This is a genomic window from Nostoc sp. MS1, assembly GCF_019976755.1.
GTDB lineage: Bacteria > Cyanobacteriota > Cyanobacteriia > Cyanobacteriales > Nostocaceae > Trichormus.
In genome coordinates, this window is sequence record NZ_AP023441.1 from 3442290 (window position 1) to 3467651 (window position 25362).

At 40.3% G+C, this 25362-nt stretch carries 21 protein-coding genes and 1 pseudogene; 9 read left to right on the plus strand and 13 right to left on the minus strand.

The window, feature by feature from the left end; genetic code table 11:
- Positions 1-56 precede the first annotated feature (56 nt).
- Together NSMS1_RS14885 and NSMS1_RS14890 are read left to right on the plus strand one after the other, a co-directional pair.
- Positions 57-1070 (plus strand): SDR family oxidoreductase, encoded by a 1014-nt coding sequence (locus NSMS1_RS14885; RefSeq protein ID WP_224094773.1) that lies wholly within the window; start codon positions 57-59, stop codon positions 1068-1070.
- A 2-nt stretch (positions 1071-1072) separates the two neighbouring features.
- Positions 1073-2163 (plus strand): annotated as a pseudogene (locus NSMS1_RS14890) (ISAs1 family transposase).
- A gap of 106 nt (positions 2164-2269) precedes the next feature.
- On the opposite strand, the gene NSMS1_RS14895 reads toward NSMS1_RS14890, so the two are convergent.
- Positions 2270-2977 (minus strand): hypothetical protein, encoded by a 708-nt coding sequence (locus tag NSMS1_RS14895; RefSeq protein WP_224094775.1) that lies wholly within the window; start codon positions 2975-2977, stop codon positions 2270-2272.
- Between the two features lie 15 nt (positions 2978-2992).
- A complete protein-coding gene (locus tag NSMS1_RS14900) occupies positions 2993-4294 on the minus strand; it encodes a mannosyltransferase family protein (protein ID WP_224094776.1) in 1302 nt (433 codons plus the stop codon).
- Between the two features lie 473 nt (positions 4295-4767).
- On the opposite strand from NSMS1_RS14900, the gene NSMS1_RS14905 reads away from it, so the two are divergent.
- From NSMS1_RS14905 to NSMS1_RS14930, 6 genes are all read left to right on the plus strand, one after another.
- Positions 4768-6009 (plus strand): M16 family metallopeptidase, encoded by a 1242-nt coding sequence (locus NSMS1_RS14905; RefSeq protein WP_224095236.1) that lies wholly within the window; start codon positions 4768-4770, stop codon positions 6007-6009.
- 129 nt (positions 6010-6138) lie between these two features.
- The gene (locus NSMS1_RS14910) at positions 6139-7422 is read left to right on the plus strand and encodes a M16 family metallopeptidase (RefSeq protein ID WP_224094778.1); all 1284 of its coding nucleotides are present in this window, start codon (positions 6139-6141) and stop codon (positions 7420-7422) included.
- A gap of 38 nt (positions 7423-7460) precedes the next feature.
- Positions 7461-8636 (plus strand): sigma-70 family RNA polymerase sigma factor, encoded by a 1176-nt coding sequence (locus NSMS1_RS14915; RefSeq protein WP_224094780.1) that lies wholly within the window; start codon positions 7461-7463, stop codon positions 8634-8636.
- Positions 8637-8761: 125 nt separating this feature from the next.
- Positions 8762-9925 (plus strand): DUF1822 family protein, encoded by a 1164-nt coding sequence (locus tag NSMS1_RS14920; RefSeq protein ID WP_224095237.1) that lies wholly within the window; start codon positions 8762-8764, stop codon positions 9923-9925.
- 71 nt (positions 9926-9996) lie between these two features.
- Positions 9997-10464, plus strand: coding sequence for a DUF4870 domain-containing protein (locus tag NSMS1_RS14925; protein ID WP_224094782.1), 468 nt, complete (start codon positions 9997-9999; stop codon positions 10462-10464).
- 79 nt (positions 10465-10543) lie between these two features.
- The gene (locus NSMS1_RS14930) at positions 10544-11665 is read left to right on the plus strand and encodes a Gfo/Idh/MocA family protein (RefSeq protein WP_224094783.1); all 1122 of its coding nucleotides are present in this window, start codon (positions 10544-10546) and stop codon (positions 11663-11665) included.
- A 405-nt stretch (positions 11666-12070) separates the two neighbouring features.
- On the opposite strand, the gene NSMS1_RS14935 is transcribed toward NSMS1_RS14930, so the two are convergent.
- From NSMS1_RS14935 to NSMS1_RS14950, 4 genes are all read right to left on the minus strand, one after another.
- Positions 12071-13219: a hypothetical protein gene (locus tag NSMS1_RS14935; protein ID WP_224094785.1), complete on the minus strand. Its 1149-nt coding sequence runs from the start codon at positions 13217-13219 to the stop codon at positions 12071-12073.
- Between the two features lie 573 nt (positions 13220-13792).
- Positions 13793-15691, minus strand: coding sequence for a biosynthetic-type acetolactate synthase large subunit (gene ilvB, locus NSMS1_RS14940; RefSeq protein ID WP_224094787.1), 1899 nt, complete (start codon positions 15689-15691; stop codon positions 13793-13795).
- A 185-nt stretch (positions 15692-15876) separates the two neighbouring features.
- Entirely contained in the window at positions 15877-17139 is a 1263-nt protein-coding gene (locus NSMS1_RS14945; protein WP_224094789.1) for an MFS transporter, read from the minus strand.
- A gap of 185 nt (positions 17140-17324) precedes the next feature.
- Positions 17325-17897 carry a hypothetical protein gene (locus NSMS1_RS14950; RefSeq protein WP_224094791.1) on the minus strand — a complete coding sequence of 191 codons (573 nt, stop codon included), beginning with the start codon at positions 17895-17897 and terminating at the stop codon, positions 17325-17327.
- Between the two features lie 318 nt (positions 17898-18215).
- On the opposite strand from NSMS1_RS14950, the gene NSMS1_RS14955 reads away from it, so the two are divergent.
- The gene (locus tag NSMS1_RS14955) at positions 18216-19328 is read left to right on the plus strand and encodes a ferrochelatase (RefSeq protein ID WP_224095238.1); all 1113 of its coding nucleotides are present in this window, start codon (positions 18216-18218) and stop codon (positions 19326-19328) included.
- A 101-nt stretch (positions 19329-19429) separates the two neighbouring features.
- Here NSMS1_RS14955 and NSMS1_RS14960 read toward each other — a convergent pair whose 3' ends face one another.
- From NSMS1_RS14960 to NSMS1_RS14990, 7 genes are all read right to left on the minus strand, one after another.
- Entirely contained in the window at positions 19430-19582 is a 153-nt protein-coding gene (locus tag NSMS1_RS14960; RefSeq protein ID WP_224094792.1) for a hypothetical protein, read from the minus strand.
- Between the two features lie 118 nt (positions 19583-19700).
- Positions 19701-21035 (minus strand): IS701 family transposase, encoded by a 1335-nt coding sequence (locus NSMS1_RS14965; protein ID WP_224086148.1) that lies wholly within the window; start codon positions 21033-21035, stop codon positions 19701-19703.
- 394 nt (positions 21036-21429) lie between these two features.
- Complete coding sequence (locus NSMS1_RS14970; RefSeq protein WP_224094794.1) at positions 21430-22188, minus strand: HEAT repeat domain-containing protein; 759 nt, start codon at positions 22186-22188, stop codon at positions 21430-21432.
- Positions 22189-22373: 185 nt separating this feature from the next.
- A complete protein-coding gene (locus tag NSMS1_RS14975; RefSeq protein WP_224094796.1) occupies positions 22374-22904 on the minus strand; it encodes a GNAT family N-acetyltransferase in 531 nt (176 codons plus the stop codon).
- A gap of 70 nt (positions 22905-22974) precedes the next feature.
- Complete coding sequence (locus NSMS1_RS14980; RefSeq protein ID WP_224094798.1) at positions 22975-23139, minus strand: hypothetical protein; 165 nt, start codon at positions 23137-23139, stop codon at positions 22975-22977.
- A 105-nt stretch (positions 23140-23244) separates the two neighbouring features.
- The gene (locus NSMS1_RS14985; RefSeq protein WP_224094800.1) at positions 23245-23655 is read right to left on the minus strand and encodes an ABC transporter permease; all 411 of its coding nucleotides are present in this window, start codon (positions 23653-23655) and stop codon (positions 23245-23247) included.
- Positions 23640-25151 (minus strand): AmpG family muropeptide MFS transporter, encoded by a 1512-nt coding sequence (locus tag NSMS1_RS14990; RefSeq protein ID WP_224094803.1) that lies wholly within the window; start codon positions 25149-25151, stop codon positions 23640-23642. The genes NSMS1_RS14985 and NSMS1_RS14990 overlap by 16 nt, the downstream gene beginning before the upstream one ends.
- Positions 25152-25362: the final 211 nt, after the last annotated feature.

Sequence of the window (25362 nt, forward strand, 5' to 3'; positions counted from 1 at the left end):
GGTTTGCAACTGATAAATATTGACGAATTTTAGATTAAGTCGTAGGAGTAAGATTTATGCAATTGAAGCCAATTAATCAACAGGTTGTTGTCGTTGTTGGGGCTTCCAGTGGAATTGGACGGGAAACGGCGCTGCGCTTTGCCAAAGGTGGAGCAAAGGTAGTTGTTTCCGCACGGAGTCAATCGGGGTTAGAATCTTTGGTGAAAGAGATTACCGACTTTGGCGGAGAAGCGATCGCCGTCGTTGCGGATGTAGAACACTTTGAACAAGTAAAGGCGATCGCAGATAAAACTGTAGATTATTTCGGCAGACTCGACACTTGGGTACATGTGCCAGCGATTGGTCTATTTGCCAACTTCGACAATACCACACCAGAAGAATTTAAACACGTTATTGATGTCAGCCTCATGGGGCAAGTTTACGGGGCGATGGCTGCACTTCCCCACCTCAAGCGTGAAGGACGAGGCGCATTGATTCACGTTTCCTCAATGGAAGCTAGGCGATCGCTACCATACCAAAGCGCCTATTCCTCAGCCAAACATGGGGTAGATGGGTTTATTGATGCCATGCGCCTAGAACTGATACATGATAAATGGCCGATTAGCGTCACCAGTATCAAACCAGCCGTCATTAACACACCCTTCTGGAATAATGGTCTAACAAAATTAGGTGTCCAACCAGCAGGCGTACCACCTTACTATGATCCCCGGTTAGTAGCTAACGCCATCCTTCACGCCGCCGAACACCCAACCCGCGATTTATTAGTGGGAGATGTAGCCAAAATCTTAGATGTCCTCCATCGCATCTCACCACAACTGACAGACACATTATTACTACTTGTTGGTTTCCAGTTCCAGCGTAGTTCCGGCGTACCCAAATCAGAAGATGATCCCAATAACTTTTACGAACCAGTTCCAGAACACGATAGAGTCGATGGCGACTATGGACATTTAGTAATTCCCAGCATTTCCGACTTTATAGAACAGAATCCCCCATTACAATGGCAGGGCTGTTTCATTCTGAAGAGAAAAATGGTTGAATCGGATAGTGAGTGTATTGTTGAAGAGTAGTAATGGCAGTCAGCTTAATCACGCAACTGAAAAAAGTCAGGGATTTTCGGACAAAGCAAGGACAAAGACACCCATTATGGCTGGTACTGGTGTTGGTGATCATGGGAACAATGAGCGGTTGTGTAGGTTACAGAGGTTTAGGAGATTTCGTCAAACGTCATCAAAAATCATTAATCGAAATACTAGAGATACCAAAAGATAGAGTGCCATCATACTCGACAATTCACCGCGTGATGATGCGTGTGAATTTCGAGGAATTGACACAGATATTTAATGAATGGGCAAGTCAGTACGTAGAATTAAGCGAATTAGAATGGTTAGCAACTGACGGAAAAAGTATCAAGGCGACAGTCCAGGACTATAGCAGTAACTACCAAAGATTCATCAGCGTGGTATCGATATTTAGTAGTCACCAAGGTCAAGTCGTCGGGTTACAAACGATGGATAACAAGCACACCAGTGAAATTGCTACAGTTCAAAACTTAATTGCCGTATTAGATTTAAAGGGTGTGGTGTTTAGTTTTGATGCACTTCATTGTCAAAAAAAACAGTCCAGCAAATCATCCATAGTGGCAATGATTACGTGATTGCTGTTAAAGCCAATCAGCCAAAACTTGATCATCAACTCCAACAGAATATGCAGCAATCACAGCCCACAACTACACATACTGATCTTGAACGAAGAAGCGATCGCCTCACTCAACGTCGAGTTTGTGTGTTTGACAACTTGAACAATATTTCCACTGATTGGGTGGGTTTAAAGTCGATTATTCAAGTCGAACGAGTTGGTACTCGTGCTGGTCAACCTTATCAACAAATAGCCTACTACATTAGTTCACTGTCTCAATCAGCATCAGATTTTGCCCAAGGTATTCGTGGTCACTGGGGGATTGAAAATCGATTGCATTGGATTAAGGATGTTGTTTTTGATGAAGACTCTTGCCAAATGATTGATGGCTATGCTGCTGCTAACTTCTCGATTATTCGTAGTTTTATCATTAACCTCTTGCTTCACAATGGTTTTGATTCCCTAACCACAGCCATACGACAGTGCGCCCATGATATTAAATTACTTTTTTCCTTTTTAGAATGAAACAGCCCTGCATGGGGGAGAGGGGTCACTAGTGTACTTTTCGACCTTCCAAATATCCTTTAATGTGATGTTAGTAAGATATCACTCCAAATTATTTTAAGTTAAATTAAACACTTTCAGGTTCAGTAAATGGTATTGAACCCATGTGTGGATAACTTAAAGCTAAAAATCCATCTCCTCTTTTTAAAGCTTTAGATAAAGCTGACAAAAACAATGATCTAATGTTTTTTGCTACGTCTTCATTAACATTTCCTCTTGCCCCGATTGTTCGCACTCTTTCAAAGAATTGTTTATCTTCTACTTCATTAAATATCTTCTCAATCTTTGTAAGACTATGCGGAATATCTTCTGGTAAGATAAACATATTTCCCAAATAGCCTGGTAATCTATTTCCTCTCTCCCAACCTAAACCGCCCCACAATATTTCAGTTGCACCTACACGATTAGTAATTATAAAGTCTAAATGTGCTTCTAACATTGACTCAGAAATAGCTGGGGGATTGCTTTTAAATAGATTATCAAACATATCTACGAATGCTTTTGGAAAGAAAAGATGATAAGCGTCATGCAAATTATCCCAATCGAATGCTTGAATATCTTGTTGCTTATCAACAAAAGCTTCAGGAATAAAATGATTAATTATATCTCTATTAAGAAACTGCAAATCATCACTTTCTTTCGTCCTATTTTTGTTAAATTCACTTATTTTCTCAACTATCTGTGATTGCTCAATAGCTTTGTTAAATAACGTTTTAACATTAACTGTATCTGAGGAATGAACTCTAAATAAGCACCAAACTGTATCTGCACTCATAGTTCTAATAGCCTACTATCCTACCCACTGTTCCTGAGCGAATCCTACAGCTAATTTGGCAAGTATTGTAATGAATAACCCCAAAACAAAATATGCTTGACGAGGATAACGAGATAACAGCATCCCCATTGCAATATTCAAAGGGACTATACCATAAGCCAAACGACTCAGGGATATTGTACCCCCGGAGGACAATAACAACCCGATGCCACAAAAACCATAAATTACAGTTACCGGAGTCAATTTACTCCGACATTGCCATAAGCTATAGCCACCAGCAACAACCATAAAAAGATTGAGTATGCGGTTAATAAAGTCTGATGGTGCTATTAGTAGTATCAACAAAATTGCACTGTAATAACCATAGATAATTTTGGCGTTTAGGTGTTTGCGGAAATGATATAAACAATATCCTCCCCCTACAACCAAAGTAAACAATAAAGGATGCCAAGGGTCATTAATTAAACCAGATGCAGGTTTAACCCAGCCCCATTGCCAATTTTGCGAACCTACTATAATTTTCATTGTCATATGAAACCATCCTTGCCAATCGAAGCCAAAGGATGGTCGCCAACCTCGTTGTGCAGCAATAAATGCTAAGGGGTCTTGGAAACGCAAAGCACAATATATACTAAATGAAATGACTCCTGTAGCTGTGGCTAAACCAGCAATATAAGCCTTAACTAATCTGCGTTGTCGCCAAGCTGCGATCGCAAATGTGGGAATCATGGCCATTCCTGTAGGACGTGTGGCTGTCGCTAATGCACCCCACAAAGCTGTCCAGCCATATTGCTTTTGATCAAAGGCGCGTAAAGCTGCTGTACTGAGAAATAAATAAAGCCCTTCAGTATAAACCACTCCTGTAAACATGGAAGCTGGATACCAGGACAATACGACTGTACTCCATCTAGCAACTCTGACTCCATAGCTATTTTTCAACCACAGGTATAAAAAGTACAGTGCTGCTAAAAATGCCAAATTGTTGATTAAAAGACCTGCTACTTCAAACGACAAGCCTAAATTCATCAATACTCTAATGCTGAAAGGAAATAGGGGGAAGAAAGCTAAATTATGCTGTTTACCGTCATTAACAAACTCATATCCTTTAGTGGCGATCGCTCTATAATGGACACCATCCCAAGCGTCGAAAATTCCCCAGCCTGAACTAGATAAATCATCAGGCGCTGATGGTAAATTGGGCGCAACCAAAAACATTGTCAGCCAAATTACCACCCGACTGAGAAACCACATTGCGATCGGAAAGAGAAAATCATTTTTCCATAAAAACTTTGTGATCAATATCTGCACTTTAGCCATAGACCTGAGTCTTTCCCTAAAATCCCTTACGCATTGTTCCATCTAAGGTGATCACCCTATAGTTTGGCATTCCTGAAAAAATTTAGGAAATTTACCTCTGATTTACAGGGATTAAAATTATATTTTGCTTTTATTAAGTTTATGTGTCATTTGTCTGTTGTTCTTGATTAATCTCACGTTCTCTAGTTGGTAGAGTTTTGTTATTGCAAGACTCAATATATCTGGGTAGGAGCATACAGCAGTAAGCACCTACAGGTAATGAGTGTATTACCAAGATTTTTTAAATCGGTGTGAGCCATTGAGAATTAATATTGCCAGAGGATGAAAACTCTGTCTATTGACAACTGATTAATATGCAATTCTGTATCAGTTGATGCCAAATTAGCGATCGTTCAGAGTTAAAATCACAAACAATAAAGTTAAATTGTGGTTAAAGATACAAAACCTTGTCAAAACAACAACTTACCCATCCTGTGTTTCCAGCCTCGGTATACCGATTAGACAATGGTTTAACATTTATTCATCAAGAAATTCCGACTACACCCGTTGTTGTGGCTGATGTTTGGGTGAAAGCGGGAGCAATTCGTGAGCCAGAACCTTGGTTTGGGATGGCGCACTTTTTAGAACACATGATTTTTAAGGGAACAGCCACCTTACCTCCGGGAATGTTCGACCATCAAATCGAAAACAGAGGTGGAGTAAGTAATGCAGCTACCAGCTATGATTATGCTAATTACTCTTTAACTACAGCTGCGCCTTATCTAGAAGATACTCTTCCTTGTTTAGCAGATTTGCTCCTCAACGCTGTAATTCCAGAAGATGAGTTTGAGCGGGAACGAGATGTAGTCTTAGAAGAGATTCGCGCTTGCTATGATGACCCTGATTCGGTAGGATTTCAATGCTTGTTAGAAAGCATTTATCAGGATCATCCTTATGGGCGTTCGGTTTTGGGTACTGAGGATGAACTAATGCAACAATCACCCCAAGCTATGCGCTGCTTTCATCGCGCTCACTACCAACCAGAAAATATGACCGTAGTGATTGCTGGTGGTATTGCTCAACAACCAGCTTGGGAATTGGTGCAGCGTTCATTTGCTGATTTTGCTCAACCTTTAGCATGTCCACAACTTAAGCCAGTCAGCAAACCAGCAATTGAGGGAGTAATTCGGCAAGAATTGACTTTACCCCGGATAGAACAAGCTAGATTATTAATGGCGTGGGTTGTCCCAGGAGTAGAACAACTCCGCACAGCTTACGGTTTAGATTTTTTGTCAGTATTATTAGCCGAAGGGCGGACTTCTCGCCTAGTTAGAGAGTTACGCGAAGAACTACAATTAGTTCAAGGAATTTGCAGTAATTTCTCTTTGCAATGTGAATCCAGTATGTTTACAGTTAGCGCCTGGTTGGAGCCAGAAAATCTAGAAAAAGTTGAGGAATTAATTCTGAGTCATTTAGATGAAATCCAAACCAATGGCGTGAGCGAACAAGAAATAGCCCGTACCCGTAGACTTTTATGTAATGAGTACGCCTTCTCCACAGAAACGCCAAACCAGCTAACAGGGCTTTACGGTTACTACAATACCATCGCCCAAGCAGAACTAGCAGTAACTTATCCACACCAAATTAAATCATTTGGTACTCAAGAACTGCAACAATTAGCTAAACAGCATCTTTCACCCCAGAATTACGCTGTTACTATACTTAAACCTATGTAGTCAATAGTCCATAGTCAATAGTCCATAGTCAAAAATCCACAAGCAAGAAACAAATGATTAATAACTAATGACCAATGACTATTGACCAATGACTATTGACTAATGACTATTGACTAATGACTAATAAAAATGACCCAAACTGTGAAACCATCCCTCGGACACTCCCCAATTCATCGCACCGTATTAGACAATGGCATTGTTGTGCTGGTAGCGGAAAATCCAGCCGCAGATATTATTGCTGGACGAATTTTTATCCGTGCTGGTAGTTGTTACGAAAAACGAGAAAAGGCGGGGTTAGCCCATCTACTGGCTTCTGTGATGACTAAGGGATGTGAGGGATTTTCTAGTTTGGAAATTGCTGAACAAGTAGAGTCTGTAGGTGCAAGTTTGAGTGCTAATACTTCTACAGATTACTTTTTGCTGTCGTTGAAGACGGTAACATCGGATTTTCCCGAAATTTTAGCATTGGCGGGGCGAATTTTGCGATCGCCTACATTCCCCGAAACCCAAGTTGAACTCGAACGGCGTTTAGCCCTCCAAGATATCCGCTCCCAAAAAGAGCAACCCTTTACCCTCGCCTTTGAACAAATGCGGCAGGTGATGTATCAAAATCATCCCTATGCCATGTCTGTATTAGGTGATGAAAATACTTTGAGCAGCATTACTAAACAAGACTTAGTAGAATATCACCAAACTTATTTTCGTCCAGATAATGTAGTAATTAGTATTGCGGGGCGTATCACATTACAAGAAGCTGTAACTTTAGCAGAACAAGTTTTTAGTGATTGGCAAAAACCAACCATAGCCCCTCCAGTAATTAATTTACCAGATATACCCATCAATCCCCAGCATCAGTTAAAGCCAGTACAAACACAGCAGTCCATCGTTATGCTTGGCTATTTAGGCCCATCGGTGAGTTCTCCTGACTACGCTGCGATGAAATTACTGTCTACATATTTAGGCAATGGTCTTTCTAGCCGCTTGTTCGTAGAACTACGAGAAAAACGGGGATTAGCCTACGAAGTCTCAGCCTTCTATCCCACTAGGCTTTATCCAGCATCTTTTGTAGTGTACATGGGTACAGCACCAGAAAATACCAGCATCGCCCTAGAAGGTTTACGTACAGAAGTTGAGTTACTAGTTAATGAAGAAGTATCAGCCAATAGTTTACAAGCTGCTAAAAATAAAATTCTGGGACAGTATGCTTTAGGTAAACAAACTAATGGTCAAATTGCTCAAATCTACGGTTGGTATGAAATTTTGGGTTTGGGAATTGATTTTGACACAGAATTTCAAGAACTTATTACCTCTGTAACTGCTCAAAACGCTTTAAAATCTGCACAGCAGTATTTACAACAACCTTACATATCATTAGTTGGGCAAGAAGAAGCAATTAATCAGGCGATGAAATGAGTGCTGAGTTATGAGTGAATCAGGGTGTTAATTTTTATATGCAACCTCGGCAAAGCATTACGGAAATCTTTTCTACTTTTGTACAATTTGATGCCGATCGCTTCAGTTGTTGGGCGACGGAATCCCGATTGCGCCGGAGTATGCAAAGGTGTCTTCAGCACACGCCAAAGGAAACTTCAGAATATTTTTGGGCTTTGTATTGGTATAAGTTTTGGCAGAATGATGAAACTCAATCTTTAGCAAAGCAACATCTTACCGCTTATTTGCAAGAACCTTGTTATTGGATATCGCAAAAGACAGCCGCCACTTTTGTTAGTACGCAATATAAGTTATCAGATTGTTTTCAAATTGCGATCGCTCAAGTTGATAAAGTCCTTAAAGGCTTCAATCCCAGCCAAAGCAGTACCCTAAAAAACTACGCCAGCATTATCTTTGGTAGTGCTATCCGCGAAACTCTACGCCAACGCCAAGAAGTCGATATCTGTACTGATTGGGGTTTGTTACGCAAAATTAGCCAGAAGCGTTTGGATGAGTCTTTACAAAATGCTGGTTTAACCTTAGCGGAAATTCCTAGTTATATTCTGGCTTGGAATTGTTTTAAAACCTTATATATCCCCACAAAGGCAGCTAATTCTCGCCAACTGTCTCGACCAGATGATCATACTTGGTCAGCGATCGCCAAAGCTTACAATTCCCAAAGTCAGCAACCAGCCACCGCCGAAACTATTGAAAAATGCCTATTAACTGCGGCTAAGGCTGTCCGTAAATATCTTTATCCCACGCCTGATTCTCTCAATGTTGCCAAAGGTGAAGATGATGCTTATGAGATGTTGGATAATCTCCCAGGAACACAACAGCCATCTCTAATTCAAGAAATTATTGCCCAAGAAGAAGAACAAGCGAGAACTTCTCAGCAAGCCCAAATTCATCAGGTGTTAGTAGATGCGATCGCGCAACTAGAAACACAACTACAACAGATTTTACACCTATACTACAAGCAAAAACTTAATCAAGATGGCATTGCTCAACAATTAAATATTAAACAGTACACTGTCTCCCGGCGGCTAACCAAAGCCAAGGAAACCTTATTGAAGTCTGTCGCTAGCTGGAGTCGAGACGCACTGCATATTTCTTTAACTTCCGACATACTCAAAGCTATGAGTACATTGATAGAAGACTGGTTACAGAATTACTACAACGACTCTAAAGCATAAAAGCTCATCAAACAGTCGGAAATTAGCTATTAATTAAGGATTGTCAATTTTCATGTCTGTTGGGGAAACAGCGATTTTCCCAGCTTAACCCAAACCCAGCCAAAGCGATCGCCAAAGGAAATCCTATGACTACTAATCAAACTGTATTCACTTTTGCTGACTCGACAGACTTGATTTTAGAAATTTCTCACACCACACCCGCCAATTTTGAAAATCAGTTTTCTCATCCTTATCTGCGTTATCAAGCCTATCTCAACGAACTTTGCTTAAATGCAGTTTTGCCTTGGTTGCAGGATTTTTCTCCCCAAGCAAAGGTTTGGCCTTCTAGTGCAGTTCTAGCAAGCTTTTGGGAACTGGTGAATGGAACCACAGTCACAGTAGACGCAACTAGATTTGTTTTGGTTCCCAGTGAAAATATTGATCATAGTGAATTACGAGTACCCCAAGAATGGGTAGATTTACCAAGCTGGGCTGGAGATTATTATTTAGCTGTGGAAGTTGCAGCAGATACAGGTTATGTCAAGGTTTGGGGTTATTGTACTCACGCACAACTAAAGAATCAGGGCAAATATGATGCAGGCGATCGCACCTATTCTTTAGATAGTAGTAATATTGTTAATGATATTAGTGTGTTAGCTGTAGCACGGGATTTATGTCCTGATGAAGTTACCCAAACTGCCATAACACCTGTACCCTCATTACCCCAAGAACAAGCTCAAAATTTAATTACCCGTTTAAGCAATCCTGAAATCATTCACCCCAGGTTAGCAATTCCCTTTCAATTATGGGGCGCATTAATTGAACATGGCGGCTGGCGACAAAGCCTGTATGAACACCGTTTAGGACTACCAGAACAAAGATCAGTGCTGCAATGGTTGCAAAATGGTATATCTCAAATAGCTGAGGCTGTAGGTTGGGAACGCTTGAATTTGCAATTAAGTCCGGCTGGCGCTAGGAGTGTAGAAGACAGACAACCACAAATCATCCTATCTCGCAGATTAACAATTGCTGGTCAATTATACGAACTGTTGATTACCCCCCAAGGCGAACCGGACGCACCCTTTTGGCGGTTTGAGTTGCGAAATACAACCGTAGGCGCTGCTATTCCTGGCGGCTTTAAACTCCGACTGTTAACAGAAGACTTACAACCATTCCCCAACAATGAGGATATCGCCACAACTGCCGTAGAACGACTCTACGTTGAAGTCGCCCTAGAGGCTGGAGAAGGCATAGTTTGGGAAATCGAACCTTTGCCAGAAGATTATGACCGAGAAATTATTAAATTTTAAGCTGTTGTGGGGCTTTTTTTCTTGATAATGTGAATAAGCATTCATTCTCAACCCACATGAGATAATCCGCCATGAGAGTAAAACACAACAAACAAATGCGATTCTGGGCAATGTTGTGTCATTCCTCAGCTTTATTAGCATGGTTACTTTTATTCGCTGTAGTCTTTCTGGGTATTCCTTTAATTTTACCCCTAAATATTTTAGCCCCCTTTGTTATTTGGAAATTTAGGAAGGTCAAATATCCTTGGGTAGACTTTCAAGGTAGAGAATCCTTAAATTTTCAAATTTCTTTAACTTTTTATATCGTATTTGTTATAGCTATATCTTTGTTACTGGTTCTAGCTAGTTGTAGTGTAGCTGTCACTACTAATGGTCAAGTAAATCAAGTAAGTGCTGTTTTAGATGGCTTACTATTTATTTGGATGTGCTTTACCATTGCTCTACTTTTATTACAGTCATTTCTTGTAACTTTTGCAGCCACAAAAGCTTACAATGGTGAACATTATCGCTATCCTTTCACAATGCGAGTTTTGCGTTAGAAGGAGTTAGAAAAACTGTATCTGGAATATTCACTTCTTCAGCTATTAAAAAATAAATGATTTTGAGTATATAAACTGTATGTCTGGATTACAAACAAATCAGGGTAAAATTGGCGTGGCGATTGTTGGGACTGGCTTTGGTCAGAAAGTCCATATACCTGCATTTCAAGCTCATCATCGTACCGAAATAGTGGCAATTTATCACCGGGATATTAGTAAAGCTAAATTAATTTCTCAAGCAAATAATATTCCTCATGCTTTGGATAACATAACTAATATTGTTAATCTACCAGAAGTACAGGCAGTTAGCATTGCTACGCCGCCTTTTCTACATTATGAAATGGCAAAAGCAGTTCTAGAAGCAGGCAAACATTTACTACTAGAAAAACCAGTTACTCTAAATGTAGCCGAAGCACAAGAATTATATCAATTAGCACAAAAACATAATGTAATTGCCACTGTAGATTTTGAGTTTCGTTTTGTACCCGCATGGCAACTATTTTCAGAACTTTTAGCTTCAGGTTATGTAGGAACCCCTCGCTTAATTAGAATTGACTGGTTAGGTTCCTCCCGCGCTGATACTTCTCGTCCTTGGAACTGGTATTCCTCACAAGAAAAAGGTGGTGGTGCTTTAGGTTCGTTAGGTTCCCACGCCTTTGATTACATTTATTGGCTATTTGGTTCAATTCGGAGATTGAATGCACATTTGAGTACAGCAATTCCTCAACGAGTTGACCCTGCTAATGGTGAGTTAAAGCCAGTAGAAACAGATGATACTTGTATGCTGTCATTAGAATTAGCTAATGGCACACCTTGTCAAATGACTATCAGTGCTGTGGTTCATTCTAGTAGAACCCATTGGGTAGAAGTATATGGCGATCGCGGTACTCTAGTTATTGGTAGCGAAAATCAAAAAGATTACATCCACGGTTTTCAGGTTTGGGGTTCCCAACCAGGCCAACCACTCACAGAAATCGAAATTCCACAAAAACTACTCTTCCCCCAACATTACCCTGACGGACGCATTTGTGCTTTCCTACGTGTAATAGACCAATGGGTACAAGGAATTGATCAACATAAGCAAATAGTACCATCCTTAAAAGAAGGTATTTATTCTCAGTTGCTAATGGATTTATCTCACCAATCCCACAAAGCTGGTAGTTGGGTAGATGTGCCAAGTTTAGAAAGTTATCTAACTTAGAGTTTTTATCTTCTACTCGCAGATTTAAACAGACTTATTTTAATTGAAATCTGCGACTAGACGCTGATGAAAGTAAGCGATCGCCTACATTCAATGAATTTGTGTATAAGTAAGAAAATCAATTAAGAAAAATTTGATTATATAGCTCAAAAGCTTTTATTTGTAAGGCTTGCAGGAGCCAATGTGTCGCAACTTCCTTGCTCGGTCGTACCTTAGAAGCCATTATTGTCCCAACCCTGACTGCATAATCCTCTTGCTCGATCGTGGCTGCCGAAAACTTGATTACAAGCGGTCGGCAGCTTTTAGTTTGTATTTGTTTTTAAGCTGATTTTCGTACACACCGCAAACGCCAGAATACGGGAGCTTTGTTAGTTCCCTGCCTTTATGTAAGTTTTCACTTAACAGCTATGAGTTTTTCTTTTGACGGAAATTTTTTCTAAATTGCAAAGTACTAAGACCAAACATTAGGACGATTCCACCTATACTACTTGGTTCTGGAACTGAGGAAGAAGGAACTGAACTAAGATACTTCACACCATAGTCGCTAGTGAACATAAAGTTATCAACCTTATTTCCCTCCTCGTCAAAAACATTCACGCCTGTTAAAGTCAAGGTATTACCAAAGTTTGATTCTGCATCAAAACTTCCTTCACAATCAGCAACACCCTGGAATCGTCCTCCTTTAATAACTGGTCTTGGTAAGCATTTAGCAGTAACTAACGAGGCAAAGCCGATATCGAGATTAAATTCTTGCCCAAACTCCATTGGGATTAACGGTGTTGAAATTGATTGAGCATCAGTAAATTGCTGATAGCCTGCCGGGAATATTAAATTACCATTATTTCTGATTGCTAAAGCGCCAAAAGCATCGATCTCAACTTTGCTCTCTGTCCTGGGTATGTTGAACAGTACTCTTGCCCCCCCACCTGTCAATTTAAAGAGTAACTGATAGAAACCAGAACCAGTGTTCGTTAAGGAAGAAATAGTTGGTGTATCCTTTAAAGCCGACACTGCAAAACTTAACGCTGTTTCACCTAAAAAGCAGCTGCTACCATTAATAGTACCAGCCTCGCCAATATCAAGATCGCAATAATTTGAAGGAGATGGTGCGTATCCTAAAGAATATACAGTGCCCCTTGTGCTAGCTTTAAAATTCAAAACATTATCTTTAAATGTGATTGAAGATGTTGGTATTGCTCCTGGTCCTACTACTTGAGCACCAATTGAGCCTGTTTTTACTACTTTATCAACGAATAGGCTTTCTTCGTTTAAAGGGTCGTAAGTGGTTGGATCGTAAGTAGATAAATTAACAGATCTCCCTGTACTCGAACCATTTAACTCGTAGTAGCCAAGATTATTCACAACCAAGTCAGGATTATCAAAGAAGCGATTGATTTCAGCTAGCCCGTTGTATTCCCGACTCAAAAAACCGCTAGCATTTCCTGCTCCTGCCATCACTGTTGCAGCTTCGGCAGCAACAGTAGTACTATTAATTGCAACAAAAACGATACTAACACTGGCAGCAATTAATCTAGACTTTTGATTAGTATTCAATACTATATTCCTTCTTATTAGGTGGCAAAAGCAATCTAACAATATTCTAAGTATTGCTACGAGGTAATTCTCTAGCTTTAATGTAACTTTAATGTAACTTTTTACATAGAAAACATTTCAACTAAATTTTTTGTTAAATTTAGCACAAAGGCACAATGGCATTACGAGCCTAATGGTTTAGGGATAAACATTTTCTCTTGCTGTTAGTAGCCAAATTCGTAAAAAAAGAGGTAATTTTCCTCAATTAATTTAACTAAAGGAATTGGGTGAGCCACGACCACGCAAGAGGATTATGTCGAGGTTGGGACAACTGCTTCTAAGCTCCGACTGAGCAATAGAGATGCGCCGCATTGGCTCTCAAAACTCTTGATATCGTTTGATTATGGCAAATAAAGTAAGAAATGAAATGCTAAATTTTCTTACTTTGAGCAATAAGGTTCATTTTTATTTAACCTTCAGCCCAATAAGGTTTAATCTCAATGGATCTGTCAAGCTATGTATATAGGAAACTGTAAAAAAACGCAGGGTGTTTTTAACCCTGCGTCGAAAAATAACTATTTAAACCAAAATCAACTACAACTTAGTCCCACACTCAGAACAGAAATTGTGATTAGGTGCATTTGATGTACCGCAATGACTGCAATAAACTGGTTCAGTGCTAGCCTTTGGTGCTGGCTTAGGCAAACCAACCATCTGAGCATTACTTTTACCAGTAGGAACCATAGGATAGCAATTCTCATCCTTGGTAACACGCACATCCATAATTACTGGACAGTCGGCGGCTAACATTTCGGCGATCGCATCTTTCAATTGCTCTCGCTCCGTAACTACAATTCCCTTAATACCATAGGCTTTAGCCAACAACTCAATATCCGGCATACCTACTTCCATATTGGAACAAGAGTAGCGTTCGCCGTGGAAAGCTTGTTGCCATTGGCGCACCATTCCTTGCCAGCCGTTATTCAAAATAACAGTCTTGACATTAATACCGTATTGTGATGCTGTACCCAATTCTTGCAAACACATTTGGAAACTAGCATCACCGCTAATACAAATTACGTCTTCGTTTGGGAATGCTACTTTAGCACCAATCGCCGCAGGTAAACCAAAACCCATCGTTCCTAAACCTGCGCTAGAAATCCAACGCCGGGGGCCATTCTTGAGGAATTGTGCAGCCCACATTTGATGCTGACCCACATCGGTAGTGTAGAAAGCGTGGGGTGCTTGGCGACCAACCTCAACAATGACTTCCTGGGGAGGAATACTGTCAGGATGTTGGGGAACAACTAAGGGGTATTCTTCCCGCCAACGGTTAATTAAATTCAGCCATTCTTGGTTTTGGTTGGGTGTACCTTTTGCGCCTGTTTGCTTACAGCGACGCAACAAGTCAATTAAGACTTTGCGTACATCACCAACGATAGGTACTTCAGGAACGCGGTTTTTCCCAACTTCGGCGGGGTCGATATCGATGTGAATTACTTTGGCGTGGGAAGCGAACTCATCTAATTTACCTGTTACACGGTCATCAAACCTTGCACCAACACAAATCAACAGATCACAATCAGTAACAGCAAAGTTAGCGTAGGCTGTACCGTGCATTCCCAACATACCCAAGGATAGGGGATGGTGTTCATCAAAAGCACCGATACCCATCAAGGTTGTAGTGACAGGGATATTAAATAACTCAGCCAGTTCCTTAATTTCCCCATGAGCGCCGGATGCGATCGCACCACCACCGACATATAGTAGAGGACGACGACTTTCTTTAATTAACTCAATCGCTGCATTGATTTGTCTGGGGTTTCCCTTCACCGTAGGACGATAACCGCGTAACTTGACTGAACCAGGTTCTACTGGTACATAATCAAATTCTTCAAAAGCCACATCTTTTGGTACATCAATCAGAACTGGGCCTGGACGACCTGTACTAGCGATGTGGAATGCCTCAGCCACAATTCGCGGCAGGTCTTGAGGGTCACGTACTATATAAGAGTGCTTGACTATGGGTAGAGTAATGCCATAGATATCGGTTTCTTGAAACGCATCTGTCCCAATAACTTTCCGAGGTACTTGCCCAGTGACAATTACCATAGGAATGGAATCCATGTAGGCTGTAGCGATACCTGTCACTAAATTAGTTGCTCCAGGCCCAGAAGTACCAAAGCATACTCCTACTTTCCCTGTAGCACGAGCATAACCATCAGCAGCATGAGCCGCCCCTTGTTCGTGTCTGACTAGGATGTGCTTAATACTGCCAGTCGCTTCCACCTTGTACAGATCATCGTAAATTGGCAGAATTGCTCCGCCAGGATAACCAAAAATATACTCAACACCGTGGCGCAGTAGACTATCAAGTAACGCAAAACCACCAGTCACCCGCTTGGGTTCCACAACTGGCGATGCTGAACTGGTAGATTGAGTATGTTTCTCTGTTTGTGAGAGACTAGTCGGGGAAGGCAAACTCACAGTCACGGTCAAACCTCAGAGGATAGCTAAGTTAATGCTGAAATTCTGTAGTCAGTAATTCAATATTAATAGAAAACTTCAACCAAATTTATTATTTAGATGTCTTTGTTTAGATTGGCGACTTAAAGCTGGGTTTAAGGTATTGAGATGGGGGAGATGGGGGAGATAAATTATGGACTAATGACTAATGACTAAATAACATCTTGCAAAACTCGGCGGGTGTTTTTCCACGCCCAAAAACCAACTACCACTACAACTACACTCATTGTCATCATCACAGCCCGTAATCCTAAAGCATCTGTTAAAGGCCCTGTAATTGCTAGAGGTAAAGACAAAGCAATATTGACAGCATGATTTTGAAAGCCAAATACCTTACCATGCATATTTGGTGGAGTTTGCTGTTGAATAACAGTTTGCATAGGCACACCAATTAAGGCAGCACCGATACCTAAAATCGCGCATAGCCCTAGTGCTAACGCCAGATTATGAGTAAAGGTAAATACGCCTAAAACTAATGCTATCAGCAGAAACCCAATTAGGGGTAAGGGTTTGTGATGAAACTTTTCACCCCAATGTCCTAAAATACCTGCGCCTAATACCATCCCCACACCTGCTGCTGCTAAGAAAAAGCCGAATTGTTTTTCTTTTAAACCAAAATCTTCTGCTAACTGGATTGCTAATACTGTTAATGCTGCAAATACACAATATAAAGTAGTTAATTGCAGCATGGCATTTAATACCAAACGGTTCTTTTTAAGATAACGAATACTTTCTGTAAATTCAGCCCAAGGATGTGTTTGTGAGTTTTCGTCTTTTAATGGCTTATATTCTGTAAAGTTAATCGGTTGCATGATCACAGCCGATAAAATATATAATCCTCCCACTACCAGTTCTTGACCGTAGGTTTCTCCCATCCAGCTTTTCGCCCAGCTTAAAATAGGTTCGCCGATCGCAAAACCAACTATTAAAGCCCCCATCATGGTGCTACTAAACAAGGCATTGGCTGCTAACAAATTTTCTCGTCGGACTATTAAAGGAATCGCAGCTTGTTCGGCTGGGGCGAAAAATTGAGTCACAGAGGAAATGGCAAAGGCCAATATGAGCAGAATCAGAAACTCTCGCGGTAACAAAGGCAGACACAACGTCAGCAACCCGCGCACAATATCTGAACCAACCATAATTAACTTTTTTGGCAAGCGGTCTACTAATATGCCACCTGCCGAGCCGAATAAAATAGCTGGGATGGTGAACGCCACCATTAAGGTTGAGTACATCGAGTTTTGCGCGATTCCTGGTGGGGGTGGATATACCTCCAATAAGGCAATCATCAACACGAAGAATACTTTATCTGCCAATTGAGAAACTAATTGCCCAATCCACAGGAGCATGAAACCGCGATTTTTCAGCAGTGAGCCAAACCCATTATTAACGGCAGCAGGTTCAGTGGGAAACATGTTAAGTTCGGTTACTTACTAAGGTAGATGGGAAGGGGTGCTGAGTTCTGAGTTTTGAGTAGCATTGGCAGTAACTTAGTAAAAATTATCTTCTTTACCTTGTTACCTTAATTTTCTGTCTCTTAGCCTCATCATTTTCTCATCACTCAATATTTCACTCCTGTTTACTGTGATCCTTTTCCGGACTATTTTGCTTCATAGTGTCTTAACAATAAATGTAAGAACTCAGCCGCAGTTAGACGGATGTTTGAGGTAGTGTTTTCTACAGAAGAATCAACTCGCCAACCTTGTACTGTTTGGGGCGATCGCCACATAGTTAAATGTTCAACTGGTGGTTCTGCGTAAAAGTTATTTTGCCCACTTCCCAGTAATAATGAACTCCAATGAGTAAAAAAGTCATGACTCAGCCGATGGATGGGAAAATTCCCCCACAGTGGTACGCCCCACCCATCTATAGCAATAAACGCTCTGACATGACCTCCTTCTCGCTGCCATTGCCATGCAGCTGCGATCGCTCCTACTACGCCAGCACTAAAGCTGATAAATATGACTGGCGATTCTGGTTTACTACTGAGATTATCTTGTATAAACTGCAATATATAAGGTTGTGATAAAGGCAGCAGACCGTCAGTGGGAACAACAAGTATATTTACTTGATTGTAATGGATTGAGCTATCAGAGACTATACTAAACAACCCTGACATAAAGCTTTCGGTTAGTTCTGATTCATGGATTCCAGGGCAAATAATAATAGTCATTGGTCATTAGTCATTGGTCATTAGTCATTAGTCCACAGTCCATAGTCAAAAGGTAGAAGGCAGGACTCTTTAATTTTGAATTTTGAATTTTGAATTTTGAATTGATTACTTCCACTCTCATCAGCATACATTGTTAAATATTTGTCACTACTCGTGACCTAGTATTAACCTAAGTATGTCTTTTGATATATTATTGTCACTTTTGTGGTTATCCCTTCCAGGGGGATAGGATAATAGATAACTAGGTGGGCAAATAAGCCAGCTATGTTGTAGCTTCTGATTTTGCTTGCCATTCTGGTTTATATCGAGGAATTGCTTGTGGTCGCCACACCGGAAAAGCTACAAAATACACAGGAACATTTATCAGGGCAAGACCGAGTAGCGGTTCTGCTGATGGGTTATGGTGAAGTTGAAAGCTACGAAGATTTTGCTAACTACAACGAACAGGCTTTGAATCTACTGACAGCGAAGTTTGCACCTGTACCGACTTGGATTTATCCTCCTCTAGCAAAGCTGTTGGCGTTATTTGACCGTCATGAATGGGGACACCAACACCACGATTTTATTTCCCCTCACAACGCCATATTTGAAAAGCAGCGTGCTGGTATTGAACAAAATTTACAAGCAAAATGGGGCGATCGCGTCCAGGTTTTCAAAGCTTTTAACTTCTGCGCTCCCTTTTTACCTAACCAAGTTTTAGCAGAAATCAAAGACCAAGGTTTTGAGAAAATCCTCATTTATCCCCTACTAGTGGTTGATTCCATCTTCACCAGTGGTATTGCTATTGAACAAGTTAACAATGCTCTAGCAGAAACGAATGATGGTGAAAACCATTGGCTCAAGGCACTACGTTACATACCTTCATTCTACAACGAGCCAGAATACATTCATTTAATGGCTCATTTAGTTGAGGAGAAAATTAACTCTGGTTTAGCCACAGCTTATTTACCTTCTCAAATTGGTATTGTGTTGATGAATCACGGTTGTCCTCACAAAGCCAAAGGTTTCACCTCTGGTATTACCGAAAGTCAAGCGCTTTATGATTTAGTGCGCGAAGAATTAATTAATAAGTATCCCCTAATTTCTGTAGGCTGGCTCAATCACGACACACCGTTAATTGAGTGGACACAACCAAACGCCGAACAAGCCGCTAAGAACCTCATTCAATTGGGTGCAAAGGTAATTATCTTTATGCCTATTGGTTTTGCTACAGAAAACCATGAAACTTTATTAGATGTACACCACATTATCCATGCTTTAGAGAAAAAACATTCCGATGTGGATTATGTACAGATGGCTTGTGTCAATGACCATCCAGAGTTTTTAGCGATGGTTGCTGAATGGGCAAATGCTCAAATTGCTGAATTGCAAAATGAGCAAGCAGTGGCAATTAATCCACAATTAGCGTTGCATCATCACCATCATCATTAGAGGTGTAGGGATGTAGAGGTGTAAGGGTGTAAATAATTGAACCCTTACACCTTTGCTTGTTCTCTACCGAATCGCTATATATTTAAGTCTTGAATAATTTTTTAGATGGGGTTGTGGTTTAAATTACGTCGTAATTCTCGAATAGCTGTGCTGGTGTTGCGTTCAGAAGCTACTCGAAAACACTCATCAATTATTTCTAAAATATTAATGTTAGGAAAGTAAGGGCTATTTGTTTGTAGGTTATATTTTATCATCTTGAAAAGCGTAAATCTTCAGTTGTTTCTTTTTGAACAACCACACTTCAGGGACTTTGTAGGGTAAATATCCCTCTTCTGTCACTTTCCGAAATAAGCAAGTAGTAAATAACTGAAATTATCCAGAAGAGAAAAAAGGTTTAAATTGGTTCATTGTAAAAATTAGGTGATTAAATCCAAGCAATAAATCGGAATTGGGAAAAACATTTAGCCAGGGATAAATCAACCAAAATAATAAAAGAGGTTGAACAATTAAACGAAGATTATTTAAAGTATTCTTCCATCCAGAATCATGATTCCATTGTTTATGGTTAGAGAAATCTACACAACTAATACAAGCACTGTCATGTATTTCTGTTTCAGAAGGAGCTTGATTTAAGGATAAGAAAGGTGGAGAACTTAAACTAATCATTGTGTAGACACAAAAAATAATCTCCCACCATTTCTCAATATGTTGAAAATTTGTAAATCTGTAGTCTGTCCAGCCCAGTTCCTGTTTACACTGCCAAAAACCATATTCTACCCAAGTTCTTAACCCATATAAGTCGCCTAAAATTTTCTTGAGGTTCCCTGAAAGATTAGTCATGACAAATGAAGTAGAATTTTCTGGCATAGTTTCTGGATCAGTTGTTATTTCCCAGTAAGTTATGGCTCCTTTTTTACCATAAACTATTTCTCTAATATATCTAGTTTCTGATTTTTGGTTACTAAATGTTCTTTCAAATTTGCACCACTTATTCGCCCTAACGCTCTGCCCTGCTGGCAGCCAGACTCCATGATTACTTCTGATTGATACCACATAACCTAAGCCATATTCAGCCAGTTTTCTAATAAATTGGCTACTTTCACCATACAAACTATCAGCCAATACTAATTCAATATTGAAATCTAATTCCATTAACTCTGTAATTATTTCTGATGCTAACTCTATTTTAGTTTTATATTTATCTGAATCCTTTAGTGTTCCTTTTGGTTTAAATACTTTGAAAATTAATGGGAAAGTTATGTTGGCATAAACTCCATAAGCGTTAACTGAAACTATCCCTTTATCTACTTTTCCCACACTTCCTAAATATTGTCTAGCTACATAATCTGTCTTTTTACCTTTTTTTCTGTCTCCGGTTTCATCTATTACTACCGTAATTGTCTGACCATTTAATGCTCTTTTTATTTTCTTTAATCTTCGGCTCTTCAACTCATTTACTGACCAGTATGAATTGGCTATAAAATGATGTAATGATTGGGCTGAGTTTATACTGACTACTTTTGCTATCTCTGGTAATGATTTTCTTTTGATTGGTGAAATTATGCCTAAGTGTAAATATTTGAAACATTCATAATTTCTTACTTCTTTGAACAGGTCTTTGTACTCTGCACAATATTCATCTACGAGCGCAACTGTTGGCTGCGCATCTCTTGCCAAATGTTTCAGGATTTGTAATTCTACATCCATTGCCCTGCTTTCCTTCCAGAGTTTTTTCTTTTCATCCTTTTATTTAGAATACTCGGAAAGTGACAGAAGAGGGATAAGGATGTTGTTTTTGATGAAGACTCTTACCAAATGATTGATGGCTATGCTGCTGCTAACTTCTCGATTATTCGTAGTTTTATCATTAACCTCTTGCTTCACAATGGTTTTGATTCCCTAACCACAGCCATACGACAGTGCGCCCATGATATTAAATTACTTTTTTCCTTTTTAGAATGAAACAGCCCTGCTCCCAAGAGGGGAAAAGCAGGGAGCAGTGGAGAAAAACAACTGTCAACACTTCTCTTTCCCTTCGGGACGCTGCGCGAACAGAGACGCTACGCGAACGACAAGCTCAGTGCAGCGCTGTCAACTGCTTTTAAAACCAACCCTCTTGTTCTAAAGTTTCAATCAGTTGCAAACCACGAGGATCGCCTACACCTAGTAATGAGGCTTTAGCGTCTTCGCGTACACCTAAGTCTTTATCTTCGGCAAAAGCCTGGATTAAGGCATCGATCGCTGTGGCATAAACTATGTTGGAAGGCAGTTCTTTACATAGTTGTCCAATTGCCCAGGCGCTATTACTCCGCACGGCTGCAACTGTATCTTGCACTAGGGCTTCGATGAGTGGTGGTACTGCGCCAACAATAGCTTCATAGCCAACTCCTGCCATTTGAGCTAGGGCGCTAGCAGACCAAAGGCGCACGGCGGATATATCGGTTCTTAAGGCATCAGCTAGGGGCAATAAACAACGGCGATCGCGGCAGTTACCCAAAGCCCAAACTACCCCTTTTCTCACATAGCCATTCCAATCTCGATACAGTTGAGCAATTAGCGGTTCAACTGCATCGGCGCTAGGGTTACGTCCAATACCATAAGAAGCACTGACGCGGACTAAGGGACAGTTATCATTCAACAGGTGAATTAAAAGCGGCGTAGCCCGTGAGTCTTCAATATCACAAAAAGCACGAGCTGCTAGCATCCGTTTTTGTGGTTGCGGATTGTCTAGGAGGGCTAGCATTTCATCTGGGTCAGGCTTGGGTATTTCTGACTCAGCCGTGATGGGTTCTATCTTATCTAAGGGGCTTTCTAATTCTTCCTCGATATCGAGTAGGCTTAGGTCTTCTTCGTCATACATATTTCTATTGCACGCGCAGTGAGGTTTGAATGAACCCCCCGTGCTGATTATTTAAAGCTTTATTTTTATTGGTTAAATTATTGTACACTTTCTGATCCATCTCATACGCAATGAGTTGGGAATTAGCTGTAGGGAGATGAGGGAGAATAACTATGGACTGTTGACCAATGACCAATGACCAATGATTAATGACTAATTGGCTTGACCATCCACAGGGATTGAGTTTGATAGCCCAGTTGATTGTAGAGATTTAAGGCTGCTGGGTTGGATTGAAAGACTTGTAATCCGATTTGCCGATCGCCTCTTTGTTTTGCCCAATTTTCAGCATATTGCATTAAAGCCCTTGCTATACCACGCCGCCGATGTTCTGGTGCGACATACAACAGAAAAATATGGGCATGGCGATCGCCTTTTATTTGGTCTATGGCGTTTCCCATCCATAAACAGGCTATGGGAGATAAGACAGATGAGGGCGAATTGTTATTTATTCCTAGCTTTACTCCCTCATCTTCCCCATCTCTTGTTACTCCCTCACCAAGAAAATCGACCCACCACAAGGGCGTATCTTTGGAGAAGTATTGCTCAACAGTCTTTGCTAGATGGGCAAAGTCTTTTTGTTCAGGGAATAATTCCTGGTAGGTGCGTTGAGTAAATTTAACAAGTTGCGATCGCTCTAAGGTTGAGCCTTCCCGAATGGAATAACCTGGTATGGTCATTGGTTATTAGTCCATAGTCAACAGTCAAAAGGCAAAACTTTTGAATTTTGAACTGATTGCGCCTTTATCCCTAGACTTTAAACGCTAACCCCTTCAGCAACACACCAACTTCTTCAACAGGTGCGGGGGCTGCCATGTCTGAGGGGAGAAAGATACGGGCGCTGACTGCTACTAGGGCGAATATAAATACTAGTACCACTAGTAAGGGTGCAATGTACTGTCTGAATATAGCCATATTTTGATTTGTCCTTAGATTAGGTTTTACAGGAAAACCCAATCAAAAGATTTGTAAATTTTCCTTGACTTATTTTAGCGACATTTGGTCATAGCAAACCACAGTTTAGCGAGTATCACGGTCTAAATCATCAAGCACTCTCTCGGAGTACCAATTTTCTGGCATTCCCGGATAATTTTGCTTTGCTTGTTCTATTAGTCGTTCTGCTGCTGTTACATCGCCGTTTAATCTGGAAATGAGTTTGTTTTTTAGATGATTTTGATTTTCTGGTGTTTCTTGTTCTTCCAGTCTGGTGGGCATTTGGGCTGGTAATACTCTTGTTTGTCCTCGCTTCAATTGCCAGAATAGAACGTAATACAAAGTCCCAAAAATCAGAATTAAGCTAATTGTTCCGAAAAAGGTTAGCAGGTTAAACGCTAAATAACCCAGAACTAACTGAGATAGAACATAGCCAAGTAACAAACCTGTAAGTAAGAGAATAAATGTGCCGACGATAATCACTACTTGGTTTCCCATACATCCTCGTCATCAAGTCCTGGTCTATTTAATGCTGCCACTGGTTTAACATTCCAAGGGGCGACAAAAGGCAAAAGTAGCAATCCAGGTATTGCTGCTGCTATGGTGAGTAGGAAAAATACAGGCCAGCCTGTAGCTTTTGCCCAATCACCAGCCGGTGCGGATAAAACGTCTCTACTAATAGCCATTAAGCTAGAGAATAAAGCGAATTGAGTGGTGGTAAAGCGATGGTTACAAAGGTTCATCAAGAACGCAACTGTAGCAACTGTCACTAATCCCGCACTGAAGTTTTCGATATTCACTGCCAATACTAGAAGTGAATAATTTTTGCCAGCAACTGCTAGTGCATAATAACCTAAGTTACTGAGTAATTGAAGGATACCAAATAGCCATAAACTACGATTAATGTTGATTTTCGTCATAATTACACCACCAGCCAAGACACCAACAGTAGTGGCAAGAAATCCTATACCAGCTTGAATTGCACCAATTTCTGTTTTGGTAAATTGGATTTCTCGTAAAAACAAGTTAGCGGTAATGCCTACTAACGAGTCACCAAGTTTATAAAGGATGATGAAAATCAAAATAATACTGGCTTGAGTTAACCCAAATCTGTGGAAAAATTCTTTGAAAGGTAGAAAAATAGCCGCTTGTAAGTTTTGAGGAGAAGTGTCTTCTCTAGCTTCACCTAATAATTCTGTGGGTAATAATAAGGATGTGATAATCCAAGCTATGATTAACGCTGCCAATAACCAATAAAATACGGGCAGACTAATGTAGCCAACAAACACACTGACAATTAATCCGGCAACTAATGCTGTAATTAATACAATAAATATGACATCGTTGATAGATATAGGTGCATATCTTTCATTTTCGTTACGAATTTCTGCTTCTTTAGGGGCCCATAAGGTAGTCAGGATACTACCAGCCATGAAAGCAGCCATGAGTAGGTAAACACCCTTCCAAGGAATATAGTCAGCTAAAACCAAAGCTAGGGAACTAGTGACAAATATCGCTATACGGTAGCCAAGTACCCAAACTGATGCCCCTGGTTTAGCCTCAAGTGGGTTTAAAATATCGGTACGATAAGCATCTCCGGCAATATCTTGAGTGGCACTCAAAAAAGTAATGACGAGACAGTTAATGCCTAAGATGTTTAGTACGAAGTCATTCTGGGAGGGTTGTTGCAATGCTAGGGTGGCGATCGCTATTGTTAACCCAATTTGAGTAAATAGTAGCCAACCCCGTCTTGCGCCTAAAAGTGGTGGTACAAATCTATCTAATAAAGGCGACCACAAAAATTTTAAGGAATAAGGTAATGCCGTCACGGCAAATAATGTAATTTTGCCAATATCTACCTTGGCATCCTGCATCCATAGCTGCAATGTTCTACTTGTCAAAAACAAAGGTAAGCCAGACGCAAAGCCTAGCAGTAGTAGCGCACCCATTTTGCGACTCTGAAAGGCTTGTCGCAGTGCTTTAATTTCTTCCATCTTATATACTTTTCCTCGCTATTTTGCCATAGCTGTGAAGTGATTTCATCATTACGTTACAGATGACGCTTCAAGTTCTCAATACTCAAGCTGTAATCCATTCAATTAAATCAATTCTTGTGTCTTTTGCGTTACTAATATAAATAGGATGGTGCAGAAACACCAAACTATGTAAAGAAAAATAAAATATTAGATGCGTACAAATGTACGC